Origin of the sequence: Pseudomonas sp. zfem003, from assembly GCF_032621675.1 — a bacterium.
Classification (GTDB): Bacteria; Pseudomonadota; Gammaproteobacteria; order Pseudomonadales; family Pseudomonadaceae; genus Metapseudomonas; species Metapseudomonas otitidis.
This window is the reverse complement of sequence record NZ_JAVYJG010000006.1, coordinates 1-17164: the sequence shown is the minus strand read 5'-3', so window position 1 is coordinate 17164 and position 17164 is coordinate 1. Positions and strand designations below refer to the sequence as shown.

Below are 17164 nucleotides of genomic sequence, written 5' to 3'. Positions count from 1 at the left end.
ATGTGCGGCATTTTTGGCTATTTCCACCGGGGGGTACGCTCCCTTTCCCCTGAGAAGTTGAGTGCCATGGGAATGGCAATTCAGCATCGCGGTCCTGACGATCAGGGGATTTTCAGCGCTCCCGGCCTCGCGTTGGGCAACCAGCGACTTTCGATAATTGATCTTGCAGGTGGCCATCAACCATTTTTTTCAGATGACGGGAAAATCGTTGTCGTGCAAAACGGGGAAATATTTAACCACGTAGAACTCGCCGCCGATTTAGCCAGAACAGGATATCCATGCCGCACTCACTCGGATACGGAGGTGCTACTGCGCTTGTATGAGCGTGAGGGAATTTCTTTTGTCAGTAAGCTAAATGGAATGTTTGCCATTGCCATTTATGATGCCCGTGAGGAATCCGTCTATTTAGTCAGGGATCGGATTGGCGTTAAGCCTCTCTATGTGCACGACGATGGGCTTCAGTTGACTTTTGGTTCCGAAATAAAGTCACTGCTCCGTGCTGGGATGCCTCGTCCTGCAATGAATGAGGAGGCCTTGCATCATTACTTGACTTTTAACTATGTACCCGCTCCGCTCACCTTATATCAGGGGGTTCATCATTTATTGCCGGGACATGTGATGAAGATTAATCGGGCGGGCAGTTCGACATCACGATGGTGGGACTTGGCTTCCGTTGAACCGGTATATGGCCGATCCGAGGCTAATTGGATGGAAGAGTTCAACTACATCCTTGATGATGCAGTACGGCTCCGCTTGAGAAGTGATGTGCCCTTTGGCGCTTTTTTGTCGGGTGGGGTGGATTCCAGTACTGTGGTAGGTTTAATGGCCAGGCATATGAGTGAGCCGGTGAAAACGTTCTGTATTGGCTTTGATGATCCCCTTTATGATGAGTCGATATTCGCTCAAGAGGCCGCCAGTCGATTTGGCACTCAGCACATTATGGAGCGCGTCGCGCCTGATATGCTCGAGCTTTGGCCCATGGCGACTTATCATTGCGATCAACCCCATGGAGATGTGTCGTTTCTTCCTACCTATCGTGTTTCTGCACTAGCAGCTAAACATGTCAAGGTGGTGCTAACCGGTGATGGTGGTGATGAGTTGTTTGCCGGTTATGACAAGCACAAAAACTTCTTCTCCAACCCTGATATTGAAAAGCTTACAGATAGCGAATTTCAGCGTCGCTATTTTAATAGTATTTCCCTATTCACCGACCATGATAAGTCTGCTCTTTATAAGCCAGACATGGCTGCCCGTCTGCACGGTATTGAGTCCTTCAATATTGCTGCTCCGTATTTTAAAGCGGTTTCTCATCAGGATAGGATTAATCAGGCTCTATTTCTAGATATGCAGTTGCTGCTCAGTGGCAACAATCTAGTGAAGCCTGATCGAATGGGAATGGCTGTTTCTCTTGAGGCGCGTACTCCGTTTCTCGATTACCGTATGATGGAGTTTGCCTTCCGTATGCCGGGTAAATTAAAACTTAAGGATGGTGTGACCAAGTATATTTATAAAAAAGCTGTGGTACCGCTTATTGGGGAGCGCCTCGCCTACCGGAAAAAGCAGATGTTTACAGTTCCCGTAGGGGAGTGGTTCAAAACTACCAAGAGAGAGTATTGTCTATCCAATATCCCCAAGGATTTTTTCTTAAATAGTGAATTAAATAAAATTTGTGAAGACCATTTTTCAAGCAGGCAAAATCGGACCAGAGAGTTGCGCGCTCTTATTGCGTTAAAACACTGGACTGAAATGCTCTGAATCGTGCACGGCTTGCCATTGCTCGCTAGATTAAAAGAGAGAAAGATGCAAGAGTCAGTCAATAATTTTTTTTTCAAAATTCTATTTTGTTTTTCTCTCTTCTTATGTTGGGTTAAAGTCTCCCTAAGTGGTAAAGGCTTTTTGCCAGTGGTAAGTGCGGGGGGAGGGATTGATGGATACACTTCGCAAGTTCTCTATGTGCGCGAGATTCTTGAGTTTGGCGGCGATCTTTTCGATCAGCCCCCGCTTATCTGGATACACTTGATAAGATCCAGTTTGTTTTATTATTTTGATTTCTTGAATTATATAGGTGGAGCGGCGCTGGTGTCTTTCGGTGTTGCGCTTTTTTTTATTCCCATTATGCGGCTCTTTGTCTGCGCGAGATTTTCATACTTTTCTATCTTGCTGCCTATTTTGATGGTATTGATTAGTTATCGTGCGGTATTTGTTGCATTGTCTGTTGGCTATGTTTTTTTGTATTTTCTCTGTGCTCGACGGACGATTTATCTAATATTTTCTTTTGTGTTTTTAAATTTGAGCTCTGCATCTGTATTGATAGGTGTCTTGGTTGTGTGTGTTTACGCTTTTAGGTTTTCGGTGTGGAACTGGCGCTTGGGTGTATTTCTTGTAAGTCTGCTCGTCTCCTTTATGGTTTCATTGCAGGATAAAATTGTTGGGTTCGTATCAGCCAGTGCTGGCTATCAACCAACCGTTCCGATAGAAGGGAGTGGGCTGTTAGGGGTACTGACTAGGAGTACTATTTTTACCTCGTTCTATGAAGGTGACTACATTAGAGGTGGAATATATCTTGTGCTTTTATTTGCTGTCCTTTTGATTGTGCTGTCGTCTCTATGTGTTCCAAAATTAAGAGGGTATGGTTTTTTGTTCTTTGCGAGTCTTCCCGTTTTCTTTCTTGAAGGGCTAGGTGTTGTTGCATTGATTGTTCCTATATTTATGTTTGTCTGCCAGGTCCCACTTTCTATTAACGAGGGACATTACCTGTTAACTCGGAAATGGTACAAGGAGAGGTATGAGCAGCATTCAGGATAAGATTCTATTTGTATGCTATGGAGGCGGGCATTCCGCTGCGTTGCTACCTGTAATAAAGCGACTCGAAATTCGGAATATGGATCTAGCAGTTCTTGGGTTGACAACAGCAAAGCATGCTATGGAGCGCGCGGAAGTCAGTACGCTAGACTTTAGTGCTCTCATTGGACGGGTTAGAACCTACAGGCGTGCTCCCCTTGTCGGCTCAATACTGGCCATGGCTCATGCTTCCCATCCTGTTGTTAGCCTCCGGGATACAGCCGCCTATCTCGGTGTGGGATTTCATGCGCTGGCGAGAGATTACGGCTTGGTAAAGGCCAAAGAAATGTACGCCCTCTCTGGCAGGCAGATATTTCTACCCACTGATTTCTTTATTGAACTTTTTAAAAAGGAACGGCCACGTCTGGTCGTTTCTACCAACTCTCCAAGGTCAGAGCGTGCGGCACTCGAGGCTGCACGCGAACTGGGTATTCCCTCCGTTTGCTTGGTCGATCTGTATGCATACTATGAAATTGAATGGTGCGCGTCAGATCGCTACGCAAGTAAGGTCTGCGTCCTGAACCAGCAGGTTTGCGAGCGCTTCGAGAGAGCGGGTTTGCATTTGTCTCGAATCAGTGTCACGGGTAATCCTGCATTTGATCGATTGGCTCACATTGACCGCTCTCAGTGTAGGCGTATGTTCCGTCATCGATTAGGCATTGAGGAATCTCAATCGCTAGTTGTATGGATCTCGCAGCCAGAGCCAAGTCGGCATCCTTTTTCTGGCGTCCTTGGTGACGAAAACTATCCTGTTAATGTCGAAAAATACCTCTTTGAGGCATTTGGCGATGATCCTGATGTGCACCTGATCATGCGCTTGCATCCCAGTGAGTCTCGCCCCCCGGCAATTGTGGCAGATCGTGTTCATTACAGTGATTCATCTGAGGCGCTGGACCATTTGCTCTGCGCTGCGGACTGTATTGTCACCGCAAGCTCGACTGTCGGGCTGGAGGCAGCTTACCTAGGCCTGCCAGTCATCCAGTGCATGGATTCTATTTTTTCTCACGATTTACCGCTTGCAGAGCTTGGCGTAGCCAGAGCGGTAGAGACTCATAGAGATCTGGGGGGGGAAATTCGCGACGTTCTCGACCGTCCTCTTGAGCTTCAGCGGCCTCACCTTTTTGACGGAGGTGCTGCTGCGAGAGTGGAGGCGGTGATTCTGGAGCTGCTGGAAGGTGGAGTGTGAGCTTCAGGGTCTGCATGGGTGCCGCGCGATGCGTTTCCTGAATAAATCTTGTAATATGCTGAAGGCCAAGTGTCGCGCTGATACTGGAAGGCTTCAGTTTAAAGGGCACCTTATTTTATTGCCTCATGGCAATTAAAGGTAAAGTGCTGATGATACGGGTATTGGTTAGTTGTAGTGTGTTGACTAGCTGATAGAGCGTTAAAATATTTATTGATGGATAGTGGTTTCTTATGAACAAAATTCCGTACCCTTCGAAAATTGATAAGGCTGCATTTTCAGTTTCGGCAGATACTTCCGAAGCTAAATATGGCTTGCCTAGCGAAGTGCAATATTGCGTGCGCTGTGTCATTTCCAATCAGCGACCAAACTCGGCAGTTGAATACTCCCACACTAAGGCAACCAAAAAGAAGACCATTCACTTTGATGAGCACGGCGTGTGTGATGCCTGCCGGTTCGCGGAGAGGAAGCATGCCAGTATCAACTGGGATGATCGCGAGCGTCAGTTGCGTGAGTTGTGCGACCAGCACCGTAGTAAGGACGGTAGCTACGACTGTATTGTTCCCGGCTCTGGTGGTAAAGATAGCTTTTACGCATCCCATATATTGAGAACCAAGTATGGTATGCACCCGCTAACTGTGACGTGGGCACCACACGTATACACAGAGTGGGGGTGGCGTAATTTCCAAAGTTGGATTCATGCAGGTCATGACAACCTCCTGATGACACCCAATGGTCGAGTTCATCGCCTATTAACTCGCCTCGCGGTAGATAATCTATTTCATCCTTTCCAAGCTTTTATGTTTGGGCAAAAGGCACTTGCGCCCAAAATGGCGCTTCTGCATAAAATACCATTGGTTTTTTTTGGTGAAAACGAAGCTGAATATGGTAACCCAATTGGGGATACTGAATCTGCCAAACGAGATTGGTCATATTTTACTTCCGACGATCAGTCGAAGGTCAGTCTAGGTGGCGTGTCTGTACCTGATTTAAAGAAATTCTTCGATGTAGAGCAGCAAGACTTGCTGCCTTATCTGCCCGCTGATCCGCACCAGATTGAAGAGCAGAAGGTCGAAGTCCATTATCTGGGCTATTACTTGAAATGGCATCCGCAGAGTTGCTATTACTATGCCGTTGAGCATGGCGGTTTTGAGGCTTCACCAGAAAGAACGCCAGGCACTTACAGTAAGTACAATAGCATTGATGACAGGATTGATGACTTCCACTACTACACGACAGGCGTGAAATTTGGCCTGGGTCGAGCCAGTTACGATGCTGCGCAGGAAATTCGATCGGGCGACATCACTCGCGAGGAAGGGGCAGCGCTTGTAAAACGGTTTGATCACGAGTTTCCGGAGCGGTTTGCTGAGGAGATTTTCCGCTACCTGAGTATCACGCCTGAAGAGTTTCCTCGTGCTAGCCAGATGTTTGAAGAGCCTATTATGTCGCGCGAATACTTCACTACCTTGGCTGACACTTTCCGCAGTCCACATCTTTGGGCGTGGGACAATGGTGAGTGGAAGCTGCGCCATGCGGTATGGCACGAACAGCACAAGAAGTAATGGGCTGGACTTTTAAATGAGCAATTTGCGATTAATACCGCGCTTAGATATCAAGGGGCCCAATCTCATCAAGGGCATTCACCTTGAGGGGTTGCGTGTTGTTGGTGACCCTCAGGAATATGCAGTCCGCTATGCCGAGGCGGGCGCTGATGAGTTGCTTTATGTTGACATCGTTGCGAGCCTCTATGGTCGAAATAATCTAAGCGATATCATTCGCCGTGCTGCTGATAGGGTATTTGTCCCTATTACCGTGGCGGGTGGGATACGCAGTATTGATGATGCGAGGCACATCTTGCGTTCTGGGGCGGATAAAGTTGCCATAAATACGGCCGCAGTATTGAGACCGGAGCTGATTCGTGAGGTTTCAAGGCGTTTTGGCTCTCAGGCGATGGTTTTGTCTATCGAGGCAAAAGAGCAAGCGCTAGGTAAGTGGGAAGCCTATACAGATAATGGTAGGGAGCGCACAGGGCTGGATGTTGTCGAGTGGGCTGTAAGAGGTGTCGAGTTAGGTGCTGGTGAGGTGCTCGTCACCTCAGTGGACCGAGAGGGTACTCGGAAAGGATTTGACATTGACTTGATTCGCCAGATAAGTGAAGCGGTTTCGGTACCTGTTATCGCTAGCGGTGGTATGGGTAAAGTCGAGCATATGGTGGATGCGGCCAAGTTAGGTAAGGCAGATGCCATCGCAATGGCTGATGTATTGCATTATAACCGACTGACTATTGATGACATTCGTAGTGCGGCACTAGCGGCTGATTTGCCTGTTAGGAAGGTGACCTTTGGTAAATAGAAATATCACGTTACTTGACTACGGTATGGCGAATTTACTGAATGTCGCCAGGGCATTCGAATATTGCGGCGCGACTGTTCGCATTATTGAGGATCCTAAAGACGTTTTTTCTGCGGATCGTCTCGTAGTGCCAGGTGTTGGGGCTTTTGCAGATGTAATTAGAGAGCTCGCGGAGCGCGGGCTCGATGAAGCCATTCGCCGATTCTCGGAAACCGAGAGACCACTATTCGGCATCTGCGTTGGAATGCAGATGCTTTTCGATGGGAGTGAGGAATTTGGTGACCACAATGGCCTGGGGATACTTCCAGGCCAAGTAAAAGCGGTGCCGGCCAAGACAGTTGAGGGTGATGCGCAGCGTGTACCTCATATTGGCTGGAGTCATCTTGTGGTTCCGCATTCCCAGCCTTCATGGGCAGGAACGCCTCTGGATGGGTGGGAGAATGAACAGCCTGCATTTTATTTCGTGCATTCATACTCCGCCCACCCCGACCGCGATGAAGATAAGCTGGCCGAGTGCATGTACGGTGGGCATCGGATATGCGCGGCGGTTCGTCGCAATAACATTTTTGCAACTCAATTTCATCCGGAGCGCAGTGGTACTGCCGGACTTGAATTGATTAAGAAATTCTTAGGCTAGGGGAAATCTGGTCCCTTTGTTGTCTGCATAAACGACGCCGCGAAGATGGTGGCTTTTCAGGATCCAGCGAATGCGAGTTTTAGTAATCGGTACCGGATCAATTGGCAGAAGGCATATGCGAACCATCCAAGCGCTTCGTCCAGACGTGCGCTTCGATGTTTTGCGAGAGCGACCCCCGAGATCGAACCTGGTTGAAGAGGGCGTTTTTTTTACAGTGTCTTCTAGCCTGACTGAAGCCATTAGTAAGCGACCTCAGTTGATGGTAATCGCCAATCCCAGTGCTTTGCACCTGCCGTTATTGGAGGTCGCTATCGGAGAAGGCATTCCTTTTTACGCTGAAAAGCCTGTTGTGTCTTCGGCTGAAGACTTGGACGCACTCAAGAGTTGCATTGATGAGCATGAAATACTGCCGCCGAACATCGTCGGTTGTAATCTTCGATTTCTGCCTTCTCTACAAGCGCTAAGGAAACTGGTTGAGAGTGGTGACTTAGGGAGCATTGTTCACGCTAGCTTCGAGGCTGGACAATGGCTGCCAGACTGGCGGCCCGACATTGACTACAGGACCTCTTACAGTGCGAGAAGAAATTTAGGTGGCGGAGTTGCTCTAGACCTTATTCATGAGCTTGATTCTGCGCGCTGGATACTGGGTGAGTTGTACGACATACAAGCCATTTTCGCGAAAGCTTCAGCGCTTGAGATCGATGTTGAAGACTCAGCTTCTTTTTTGATGAAGTCTCGCTTGGGTGCGCTCGTCTCTGTACATGTCAATTATGTAAGTCGCTCACCATTTAGGCGTTATCGAATCGTTGGCGACCAAGGCACCGCTGAGTGGGACTTGCCCAGTCGAACGCTTCGCGTGACAACGGATAAGGGATCCACTGCAGAAGCGCTGGGGCCAGATGCATTCGATATTTCTCAGACCTATGTAGCAGCGATGTCCGAGCTTCTGCGGGCAATCGATGAGCAAGCTGTGACATCGCAAGGTATTGAAGATGGTATTTCAGCCTTGGAGCTGATTTTTAGCTCTAATTCAACTCGTTTATCACGGTATGGCGTATGAGAACTATCGCTACCATTTGTGCTCGAGGCGGCTCTGTGGGCGTGCCGAGAAAGAATATTGCACTTCTCAAAGGCAAGCCGCTTATCGCTTACACCATTGAGCAGGCGCTATCGGTACACCAAATCGAATCTGTTTATGTGTCAACAGACTGCCCTGAAATCGCCGAAGTAGCCCGTGCTTATGGGGCAATTGTCCCGTTTCTCCGTCCAGCCGAGTTGGCGACAAGTACCGCCGCTAAAATTCCTGTAATTCAGCATTTATGCGATTGGGTTCTCGAAAATGTAGGGCCTTTTGATCGCATTGTTGACCTTGATCCTACTTCTCCTTTAAGGCTTATTTCTGATATCGAGGCTTGCATAAGCCTGTTGGATAATAAAACCGACGCGGTCATAACAGCATTCGAGTCAGAGAAGAATCCATATTTCAATATGGTAGAGTACAAAGAATCAGGGCTTTTAGGGCTGGTTTGCGATACCACGGGTGGAGTCGTTGCTCGTCAGCTAGCACCTTCAGTTTATTCGATGAATGCCTCTATTTATGTTTGGCATCGTGAGACGCTCGCCAAGGGGCTTTGGAATGGAGCGCTTAAGCTTCATGTGATGCCGAGGGAGCGATCAATCGATATTGATAGTCCGCTGGATTTCAAGATAGTCGAGATGCTTCTGTCTGCACGTGATGCGGAGGTGAATAATGGATAGATTCTCCCTTGAAGGGAAAGTTATTGTCGTAACCGGTGCGGCAGGCATACTTGGTAGCAGATTTTGCGATGCGTTAATTGAGTATGGCGCCCAGGTGATTGGGCTTGACTCCAATAGTCAAGCATTGACAGAGCTTACGAAGCGGCAACTGTCGATGCGCCTGACTACTTACTGCGTTGATATTAGAGACAGAGAAGCGCTGCGCTTGGTCCATGATGCGGTATTTGAGCAGTTTGGTCGTATAGATGGGCTGCTCAATAATGCTGCGACTAAAAGTGAGAATTTCTTCGAGCCGTTTGAGACTTTCCCGCTGGAGGATTGGGATCATGTCATGTCCGTTAATCTACAGGGGGCGTTCGTTTGCTGTCAGGAGTTTGGAGGCCGCATGGCGCTCCAGGGCTATGGCAGTATCGTCAATGTTCTTTCTATATACGGTATTGTTGCGCCTGATCAGCGAATATACGAAGGCTCTGAGTATCTCGGGCGAGCGATCAATACCCCTGCGGTCTATAGTGCGAGCAAGGCGGGGTTATGGGGGCTGACCAGTTATTTATCCTCCTACTGGGGGAGTCGCCACGTTCGCGTCAATGCGCTTACACCTGGCGGCATTCAAAGCGGCCAGAATCAAGTGTTCGTTGATCGTTATTCCCAGCGGGTTCCATTCGGCTGTATGGGACAAGCAGATGATTTGGTTGGTGCTCTTATTTATCTGCTGTCAGATGCGGCTGGATATGTAACAGGGCAAAATATAGTGGTTGACGGCGGCTTAACGGTCTGGTGAGCATGAGCAGTACTTTCGTTATCGCTGAGGCTGGTGTCAATCATAATGGTTCGCCAGAGCTGGCTATTAAGCTTGTTGAGACCGCTGCCCGCTGCGGTGCTGATGCGGTAAAATTTCAAACTTTTACTGCTGAAAAGCTTGTTCGACGTGGCGCAGAGAAAGCGGCTTATCAAAAGAGCGCTACGGGTGAAGGTGACCAGTTTGACATGCTCAAGCAGTTGGAGATGTCTCCAGAGTTACACGATGCTTTAATCTTGCGTTGCTCGGAGCTCGGGATCGAATTCATGTCGACCCCTTTTGATGAAGAGGCTGCTGATTTCTTACTCGCTTCCGGCATGCGGCGAATCAAGATACCTTCTGGCGAAATAACCAATTTGCCCTTTCTACGCTTTTTGGCAAAAAAGAACGTTCCCCTGATTCTTTCAACTGGAATGGCATCTCTTGATGAAGTTTTGGAAGCTGTAGCGGTGATTGCAGAAGCTCGGACGAGTGCTGGCCTGACGGAGGCGCTGTCCAGTGTCTTGTGCGTTCTGCATTGCACCTCCAATTATCCAGCGCTTGCGCGGGATGTGAACCTTCGGGCAATGAATACGATCGCCGAGGCAACTGGTCTGCCGGTCGGTTACTCGGACCATACGCTAGGGTTGGCGGTTTCAACCGCAGCGGTAGCGCTTGGCGCTACGGTAATCGAGAAGCATTTTACATTGGATAAATCGCTGCCTGGCCCAGACCATCAAGCTTCGCTTGATCCTAATGAGTTTGCACAGTTGGTGGTGCAGATTCGTGTGGCCGAGCAGGCTTTAGGTTCCAGCATCAAAGCCCCAGCAGCATCTGAACTACCTGTTCGAGCATTGGTGCGACGCAGCGTTTCATTGGCGCGCGATGTTAAGGCTGGGGAGACTTTGAGTGCTCAGGATTTATGCCTGTTACGCCCAGGTAACGGAATCCCGCCTGCTGCCCTGGATCAGGTAATAGGTCAAACCCTTGGTGAGTCCATGGTTAGCGGAACGACTCTCCAATGGGAAATGCTAAGCTAATGCGCCGTATCTTATATGTCACTGGAACTCGTGCTGACTTTGGTCTCATGCGTTCTTCCTTGCTCATGATTCATGGCCGTCCAGGCTTGGAGCTTGGAATCCTGGTGACGGGTATGCATCTGGACTCGCAGTACGGAGATACTATCCGCGAAGTCGAGTCCTGCGGTATTTCGATAGTTGCCCGTGTGCCTGTAGAGCTTCGTTCCGATAGCGGTTCCACCATGGCAAAGGCCATTGGCGTGGAGATCCTTGGGATGGTCGAGGCGTTCGAGCAGTGGAGACCCGATGTGGTTATGCTGCTGGGCGACCGAGGTGAGATGCTGGCGGGAGCAATTGCCGCACTTCATCTGAATATCCCAATTGTTCATATTCATGGAGGAGAGCGCTCGGGTACTGTCGATGAGCCTATACGCCACGCTATATCTAAGCTCGCACACTACCACTTCACTGCGACAGTTGATGCGCGTGAGCGACTGGTTCGGATGGGGGAGCGAGAGGAGAATATTTTCGTTACAGGGGCGCCCGGGCTCGACGGTCTTGTTGATATTCAGCCACCTGTGCGTGATGAGATGGCGCTGGGGTATGGGTTTGATCCCTTGCGCCCTATTGCGTTGGTTATCTTTCACCCGGTAGTGCAGCACGCAGAGCTTGCTGATCGGCAGATGCGAACGTTGCTCGAAGGCATTCGGCGGGTGGACGGCCTTCAGGCATTGGTGCTGATGCCCAACGCGGATGCTGGTGGGGAAGCTATTCGCGCGGTCTTAGCAGATCCAGCTATCGGTGTGCGAGTGGTTAATCATTTGCAGCGAGACGACTTCTGTCGTTGGATGTCGGTTGTTGACGTAATGGTGGGGAACTCCAGCAGCGGTATCATCGAGGCAGCCAGCTTTCATACACCAGTGGTAAATGTAGGTAATCGTCAACTAGGGCGGGAGCGAAGTGATAACGTGGTGGATGTCGAGGTCGATGTAATCGCAATACAATGCGCGCTGGTCCAAGTCTTGGCCAAAGGGAGGATTGCCGTAAGAAATGTTTATGGGGATGGCGCTGCCGGTTTGCGTATTACTGAACTGCTCGAAAGACTTCCCCTGAATCGCGACTTGTTGCTCAAGTGCAATGCATACTGAGTACTTTATTCTTGGAGCCGGCGGGCATGGCAAAGTCGTGCTGGATGCTTGTGTTCGGAACGGGCGTACTGTCCGTTTGTTCGATAATAATTCTTCTCGAGTGGGTGAGATACTGCTCGGTCATGCAATTGAGTTGCAGCCTGTTCTGACTGGCTCTTCGTTCTACGGTCATTTAGCCATTGGGGAGAATTTAACTCGGCGACGACTGCTGGCGACGTTTGATAACCAAGTCCTAGGTTGGTTTACTGTTATACATCCCCACTCAAGCGTTGCAGTAAGCGCCCAAGTCGCCGATGGCTGTTTCGTTGCTGCGTATGCTGTTATTGGGCCAGATGCAATTGTTGGTCGATCTACAATTATCAATCATGGCGCAATAGTTGATCATGATTGCAGGGTTGGTGAATGTTGCCATATCGCTCCAAATTCAACATTGGGTGGGGGCGTTACGCTTGGCAATGAAGTTCTCATAGGCAGTGGGGCGGTAATCTTGCCTGGTATCTGCATTGGAGATGGCGTGCGTGTTGGTGCCGGGGCGGTGGTTACACGCAACGCACCTGCAGGCGCTGTTTTGGTTGGTGTTCCTGCTAGGATTTCTTTGTGATGATTGAGTTACAGCGCGTCATTATTCACCAAGGGCTTTCTTTGAGGGAGCTGCTTGCTCGCATGGATCAGGGCGGTGCAGAAATCCTGCTATTGGTAGATGGAAGTGGCCGCTTGGTTCGGACCATTACCGATGGTGATCTTCGTCGCTTGTTGCTGGCTGGTACCGCATTGGAGGAGGTGCATTTCGAGCTTCCAGAGAAGACGCCGATTACGGTGCAAGATGGGACGGACCGAGAGTTGGCTCTCGATCTGATGAAGCAAAATGACGTTAACCATATCCCCGTGCTTGATGACTCTGGGCGCCCAATAGACCTGCTGCGTGCTCGTGACCTTGAGTCGCCTATTCTTTTGTCGACGCCGCATATGGGGGATCAGGAACTCTCCTTTATCAACCAGGCTTTCGATACTAACTGGATTGCTCCTCTTGGTCCCAACGTAGACGCTTTCGAGCGAGAGCTGGCTGAGAAGGTTGGCGTTGGTCATGCGGCGGCGTTGAGTTCGGGGACTGCCGCTATCCATCTTGCACTCATCCTTCTGGGGGTAAAGGAAGGGGATAGAGTGTTCTGTTCCAGTCTGACTTTTGTTGCCAGTGCCAATCCTATTCTCTATCAAAAAGCTGTCCCGGTATTCATCGACTCCGAGCTCGAGACATGGAATATGTCGCCTGCGGCGTTGCAGCGTGGCCTTGAGCAGGCTGCTCGTGATGGATGTCTTCCGAAGGCTGTGATTGTTGTTAATTTATATGGGCAGAGCTCGGATCTCGATCCTATCGTTACGATTTGTGAAAAATTCGATGTCCCATTGATTGAGGATGCTGCTGAGTCACTAGGTGCCAGTTACAAGGGCCGAGCCAGTGGTACTTTCGGCAAGCTTGGTGTCTACTCGTTCAATGGCAACAAGATCATCACTACCTCCGGGGGGGGGATGTTGGTGTCGGATGATCGAGCCTTGATTGAGAGAGCTCGCTTTTTTGCGACGCAAGCGAGGGATTCGGCGCCGTGGTATCAGCACACGAGCGTCGGTTTCAATTACCGTATGAGTAATGTCTTGGCCGGTATAGGTCGTGGACAGCTGCGCGTTCTTGAGGAGCGAGTTGGCCAGCGACGCGCGGTGTTCGAACGATATCGCGACAGTGGCATTGGTGGGGAGAGCTTTCAGTGGATGCCTGAGGCCTCTTTTGGTCGCTCGACACGTTGGCTTAGTTGCGGCATGTTTGATTCTGATAGCCGTGTTGATGTTCAACGCTTTATTGAGCGACTGGCGGACCACCGCATTGAGGCACGAAGGATATGGAAACCGTTGCACCTACAGCCACTTTTCGAAGGGTGTGCCTATTTTCCTCATGATGAGAAGTATTCCGTCAGCGATCATATATTCGCTCATGGCGTCTGCCTGCCCTCTGGATCCAATATGACAGAGCGGGAGCAGGATCGTGTAATAGACACCGCTAAGAAGATTGTTGCGGAGTTTTGATGAGGTGACGAGAGAGGGCTGTGTTTCTCTTTTGAGTGATACTGGTTCTGCCTGTAGGAAGTGGAGGGTGGCTGGTTGGTGGCGCGTCATCTTGGTTGTCTGCTTCCGCCCTTCCCCAACAACAAATCATGTGGTTAGGTTGAAGTCTGCGTAGCTTCAAGCCACAGGGTTGCGTTATGCACGAAAGTGCACGTGTCTGGCGAGAGCAGTCACTTTCCAAGAGCGGACAGATGATTCGTTGTCGGTTGCGGGCGGTACGATGGTATGAAAACGTATGCGTTGCGGTTGATGAGATCACTTCAGCTGTAGGGCTTTGCTTGGTGCTGCTAGCGCAGAACCACGCTTTTTGAAAGGTATGGTGTCTTTTTTGTGTTGAGACTAGCTGACAAACTCAGAGAGCGCATGTTGCGCTTACCGCGTCGCTACAAACGATCAATCCAGATCTTCATGGATGTTGTGTTGCTGTGGGTCGCCTTGTGGTTGGCATTCGTGATACGCCTCGGTGACGTGGACAATATATTTCCATTCAGCGGGCACTTATGGCTGTTCTTGGCTGCGCCATTGGTATCCATACCGTTGTTCATTCGTTTTGGTATGTACCGAGTAGTCACACGCTACCTCGGGAATGACGCGCTTCTCGCGATTGTCAAGGCGGTGAGTCTATCTGCCTTGATCTTGGCGCTTGCGGTGTATTGGTATCGAGATGCTCCCGCAATGATTCCCCGCTCCATGGTGCTGAATTATTGGTGGTTAAGCATCATGTTGGTTGGTGGTTTGCGGCTATGCATGCGTCACTATTTCTTGGGCAACTGGTTCTCGCCCGAGCAGCCGTCCAGATTCGGCGGATTTGATAGCCGACTTTCTCGAGTTGCAATCTATGGCGCAGGAGCTGCTGGAAATCAATTAGCTGCAGCCCTCCGCATGGGGCGTGCCATGCGGCCTGTTGCTTTCATTGATGACGATCACAATATCTGTAATCGTGTAATAGCAGGTCTTCGCGTATACTCACCTGCTCACATTCAGCAGATGATTGACGAAACAGGTGCGGTAGAAATTCTTTTGGCGGTGCCATCTGCAAGTCGCACTCGCAGACGGCAAGTACTGGAAACATTGGAGCAGTATCCGCTGCATGTTAGAACTGTGCCGGGCTTCATGGACTTGGCGAGCGGTCGTGTAAAGGTAGAGGATGTTCAGGAAGTAGACATCGCCGATCTTCTTGGGCGCGACGCAGTGCCACCACAACAGGAGTTGTTTGAACGTTGCATTCGAGGCCAAGTGGTCATGGTGACGGGGGCGGGTGGTTCCATTGGCTCGGAGTTGTGCCGGCAGATTCTTTCTACCGACGCAAAGATATTACTGTTGTTCGAGCACAGCGAATTTAATCTCTACAGTATTCATACGGAATTGGAGCAACGTATTCGCAGGGAATCTCTCAGCGTGCGGTTGTTCCCAGTTCTCGGTTCAGTTCGTAATCAGGATCGTCTATACGAGCTGATGCGAGTATGGGCGGTTAACACCGTTTATCATGCGGCAGCTTATAAGCATGTGCCGATGGTTGAGCACAATATTGCCGAAGGAGTCATGAATAATGTGCTGGGGTCATTGTATACGGCTCAGGCAGCACTGCGCGCCGGGGTTGAGCACTTCGTGCTGATCTCCACTGACAAGGCGGTGCGCCCTACAAATGTCATGGGTAGCACAAAGCGATTAGCTGAAATGGTCTTGCAGGCGCTGAGTCAAGAATCTGCTCCGGTATTGTTCGGTTATGAAGAGCAGCTACATCAAGAGAACAAGACACGCTTCACTATGGTGCGCTTTGGCAATGTGCTGGGTTCTTCGGGCTCGGTGATTCCACGCTTTTACGATCAGATTCGTAAGGGAGGGCCTGTGACGGTCACTCATCCGAATATAACCCGGTACTTCATGACCATTCCCGAGGCCGCACAATTGGTGATTCAAGCCGGCTCAATGGGGCAGGGTGGTGATGTATTCGTTCTAGATATGGGGCAGCCTGTGAAGATTGCCGAGTTAGCCGAGAAGATGATTCATTTAACGGGGCTAAGTGTTTGCTCCGAGACTAATCCCCATGGAGACATCTCAATTGAGTTCACAGGCTTGCGCCCTGGTGAGAAGCTTTATGAGGAGCTCTTGATCGGTGATAACGTAAGTCCTACTGATCACCCGATGATTATGCGAGCTAATGAAGAGTATCTACCGTGGGAAGCTTTCAAGGAGGTCATTATAAATCTGATCGATGCGGTCGAGCAGGATGATTATGATCGCGTGCGTCAGTTGCTGCGTGAGGCAGTTTCTGGTTATGCTCCAGAGGGTGAAATAGTCGACTGGATGCACTCGAAGCGTACATCGAACTGAGTTTATTTTAGGAATTAGGCTATTCCTTTGGGGTCTAGGCTTTCGGTTTAATTTTTTAATATCATGCGAGTAGCAGCTGTCATCTCTTAATTTTTTTTGATGCGCTGGGTATGGCGCAAATCGCGCTAATGAAGAGTTCGCATTCTTTTAAGGGGGCGGATTGAAGTATTTTTGGCTTTCCTTGTTTTTTCTTCTGGGTTGTTACTCTTTGAGTGAGTCTAGAAACGGCCGATTATTTTTGTTTCCAGGAGTTCCGGCTAAGCATGACTCTATGATTATGACTGGTAGTGCTGGAGAACCTATCGCGTACGATGAGCTTGAGCCGGTTCTTTCGAATTCGCCTGCTGCGGAGAGCGCTAGCCAAGTTAGGTATGTCTATAAAGTAGACTCTTCGAAAATTCCTTCTACGGCGACTCATGTATTAGTATTGGTCAAGATGAAGGCCTATATACCTATCGATGCGGCTAGTGGTGGAATGAACTATGCGCAGATTTTTGCCAGAACTCCCGGTAATAACCACTTTATTCATTGTGAGGCTTGGGGTGGAGGTATCGACTGGCAGGAAGAGCGCCGGCGTGTAACTTTTTCCAGTGTCTATCTGCCCATTGTTGACGGACAGGTTACTGTTGATGTGGGGCGGGAAATAAGGCGTCGTGGAACTGTCGAGTTCGCTATCTATTTAGAAGGGTATTTAGATGGTGGCTATGACGCCGTTGATGCCTTGGCGGCGTTTTTTCAAAGATTTTAGAGGTGTTTTTTCGATATTTATTGAGTTTTTTGATTTGGATCAGTTTGGCGGGGAAAATTTTTAGTTGTGATGGCTTGCTTTCTTGATTTTCAATTTTTCAAGAAAAGCTAGGGAAAGTCTGAAGAAGACTTCCCGAATCTGGTGAAATACACCGATCCCGTTGCCTAAGTTCTCCGATGAAGCAGATGACCTTCGCCGACGCCGAGTACGCCGGTAAGCGCAAGCAGACCCGCAAGGAGCTGTTCCTGATC

The 17164-nt window shown here is 49.5% G+C and carries 15 protein-coding genes; all 15 read left to right on the top strand.

Going from position 1 to position 17164, the window contains the following annotated elements:
- The 15 genes from asnB to RTK35_RS14040 all read left to right on the top strand — a co-directional run bounded on the left by asnB (window position 1) and on the right by RTK35_RS14040 (window position 16913).
- Window positions 1-1755 (top strand): asparagine synthase (glutamine-hydrolyzing), encoded by a 1755-nt coding sequence (asnB, locus tag RTK35_RS14110; RefSeq protein ID WP_316908273.1) that lies wholly within the window; start codon window positions 1-3, stop codon window positions 1753-1755.
- Window positions 1756-1800: 45 nt separating this feature from the next.
- Window positions 1801-2805 (top strand): hypothetical protein, encoded by a 1005-nt coding sequence (locus tag RTK35_RS14105; protein WP_316908272.1) that lies wholly within the window; start codon window positions 1801-1803, stop codon window positions 2803-2805.
- Entirely contained in the window at window positions 2786-4027 is a 1242-nt protein-coding gene (locus RTK35_RS14100) for a CDP-glycerol glycerophosphotransferase family protein (protein ID WP_316908271.1), read from the top strand. Before RTK35_RS14105 ends, RTK35_RS14100 begins: the two co-directional genes overlap by 20 nt.
- Window positions 4028-4257: 230 nt before the next feature.
- Window positions 4258-5586 (top strand): N-acetyl sugar amidotransferase, encoded by a 1329-nt coding sequence (locus RTK35_RS14095; protein WP_265167938.1) that lies wholly within the window; start codon window positions 4258-4260, stop codon window positions 5584-5586.
- 16 nt (window positions 5587-5602) lie between these two features.
- Window positions 5603-6376 carry an imidazole glycerol phosphate synthase cyclase subunit gene (locus tag RTK35_RS14090; protein WP_316908270.1) on the top strand — a complete coding sequence of 258 codons (774 nt, stop codon included), beginning with the start codon at window positions 5603-5605 and terminating at the stop codon, window positions 6374-6376.
- Complete coding sequence (gene hisH / locus RTK35_RS14085; protein ID WP_316908269.1) at window positions 6366-7013, top strand: imidazole glycerol phosphate synthase subunit HisH; 648 nt, start codon at window positions 6366-6368, stop codon at window positions 7011-7013. Before RTK35_RS14090 ends, hisH begins: the two co-directional genes overlap by 11 nt.
- 70 nt (window positions 7014-7083) lie before the next feature.
- Window positions 7084-8073 (top strand): Gfo/Idh/MocA family oxidoreductase, encoded by a 990-nt coding sequence (locus RTK35_RS14080; RefSeq protein ID WP_316908268.1) that lies wholly within the window; start codon window positions 7084-7086, stop codon window positions 8071-8073.
- Entirely contained in the window at window positions 8070-8771 is a 702-nt protein-coding gene (locus RTK35_RS14075) for an acylneuraminate cytidylyltransferase family protein (RefSeq protein ID WP_316908267.1), read from the top strand. The genes RTK35_RS14080 and RTK35_RS14075 overlap by 4 nt, the downstream gene beginning before the upstream one ends.
- A complete protein-coding gene (locus tag RTK35_RS14070) occupies window positions 8764-9552 on the top strand; it encodes an SDR family oxidoreductase (protein WP_316908266.1) in 789 nt (262 codons plus the stop codon). The genes RTK35_RS14075 and RTK35_RS14070 overlap by 8 nt, the downstream gene beginning before the upstream one ends.
- 2 nt (window positions 9553-9554) lie before the next feature.
- Window positions 9555-10589, top strand: a complete 1035-nt coding sequence (neuB, locus tag RTK35_RS14065; RefSeq protein WP_316908265.1) for an N-acetylneuraminate synthase — start codon at window positions 9555-9557, stop codon at window positions 10587-10589.
- Complete coding sequence (gene neuC / locus RTK35_RS14060) at window positions 10589-11716, top strand: UDP-N-acetylglucosamine 2-epimerase (protein ID WP_316908264.1); 1128 nt, start codon at window positions 10589-10591, stop codon at window positions 11714-11716. Before neuB ends, neuC begins: the two co-directional genes overlap by 1 nt.
- On the top strand, window positions 11706-12317 hold the full coding sequence (locus RTK35_RS14055; protein WP_316908263.1) for an acetyltransferase: 612 nt from the start codon (window positions 11706-11708) through the stop codon (window positions 12315-12317). The genes neuC and RTK35_RS14055 overlap by 11 nt, the downstream gene beginning before the upstream one ends.
- Window positions 12317-13792 (top strand): aminotransferase class I/II-fold pyridoxal phosphate-dependent enzyme, encoded by a 1476-nt coding sequence (locus RTK35_RS14050; protein WP_316908262.1) that lies wholly within the window; start codon window positions 12317-12319, stop codon window positions 13790-13792. Before RTK35_RS14055 ends, RTK35_RS14050 begins: the two co-directional genes overlap by 1 nt.
- 402 nt (window positions 13793-14194) lie before the next feature.
- Window positions 14195-16165, top strand: coding sequence for a nucleoside-diphosphate sugar epimerase/dehydratase (locus RTK35_RS14045; RefSeq protein WP_316908261.1), 1971 nt, complete (start codon window positions 14195-14197; stop codon window positions 16163-16165).
- A 271-nt stretch (window positions 16166-16436) separates the two neighbouring features.
- Window positions 16437-16913, top strand: a complete 477-nt coding sequence (locus RTK35_RS14040; RefSeq protein ID WP_316908260.1) for a hypothetical protein — start codon at window positions 16437-16439, stop codon at window positions 16911-16913.
- Window positions 16914-17164: the final 251 nt, after the last annotated feature.

Excerpts from the sequence above, each read along its gene's own strand:
- asnB (WP_316908273.1), top strand. The coding sequence starts at position 1 with ATGTGCGGCATTTTTGGCTATTTCCACCGGGGGGTACGCTCCCTTTCC.
- RTK35_RS14105 (WP_316908272.1), top strand. The coding sequence starts at position 1,801 with ATGCAAGAGTCAGTCAATAATTTTTTTTTCAAAATTCTATTTTGTTTT.
- RTK35_RS14100 (WP_316908271.1), top strand. The coding sequence starts at position 2,786 with ATGAGCAGCATTCAGGATAAGATTCTATTTGTATGCTATGGAGGCGGG.
- RTK35_RS14095 (WP_265167938.1), top strand. The coding sequence starts at position 4,258 with ATGAACAAAATTCCGTACCCTTCGAAAATTGATAAGGCTGCATTTTCA.
- RTK35_RS14090 (WP_316908270.1), top strand. The coding sequence starts at position 5,603 with ATGAGCAATTTGCGATTAATACCGCGCTTAGATATCAAGGGGCCCAAT.
- RTK35_RS14080 (WP_316908268.1), top strand. The coding sequence starts at position 7,084 with ATGCGAGTTTTAGTAATCGGTACCGGATCAATTGGCAGAAGGCATATG.
- RTK35_RS14075 (WP_316908267.1), top strand. The coding sequence starts at position 8,070 with ATGAGAACTATCGCTACCATTTGTGCTCGAGGCGGCTCTGTGGGCGTG.
- RTK35_RS14070 (WP_316908266.1), top strand. The coding sequence starts at position 8,764 with ATGGATAGATTCTCCCTTGAAGGGAAAGTTATTGTCGTAACCGGTGCG.
- neuB (WP_316908265.1), top strand. The coding sequence starts at position 9,555 with ATGAGCAGTACTTTCGTTATCGCTGAGGCTGGTGTCAATCATAATGGT.
- neuC (WP_316908264.1), top strand. The coding sequence starts at position 10,589 with ATGCGCCGTATCTTATATGTCACTGGAACTCGTGCTGACTTTGGTCTC.
- RTK35_RS14055 (WP_316908263.1), top strand. The coding sequence starts at position 11,706 with ATGCATACTGAGTACTTTATTCTTGGAGCCGGCGGGCATGGCAAAGTC.
- RTK35_RS14050 (WP_316908262.1), top strand. The coding sequence starts at position 12,317 with ATGATTGAGTTACAGCGCGTCATTATTCACCAAGGGCTTTCTTTGAGG.
- RTK35_RS14045 (WP_316908261.1), top strand. The coding sequence starts at position 14,195 with ATGTTGCGCTTACCGCGTCGCTACAAACGATCAATCCAGATCTTCATG.
- RTK35_RS14040 (WP_316908260.1), top strand. The coding sequence starts at position 16,437 with ATGATTATGACTGGTAGTGCTGGAGAACCTATCGCGTACGATGAGCTT.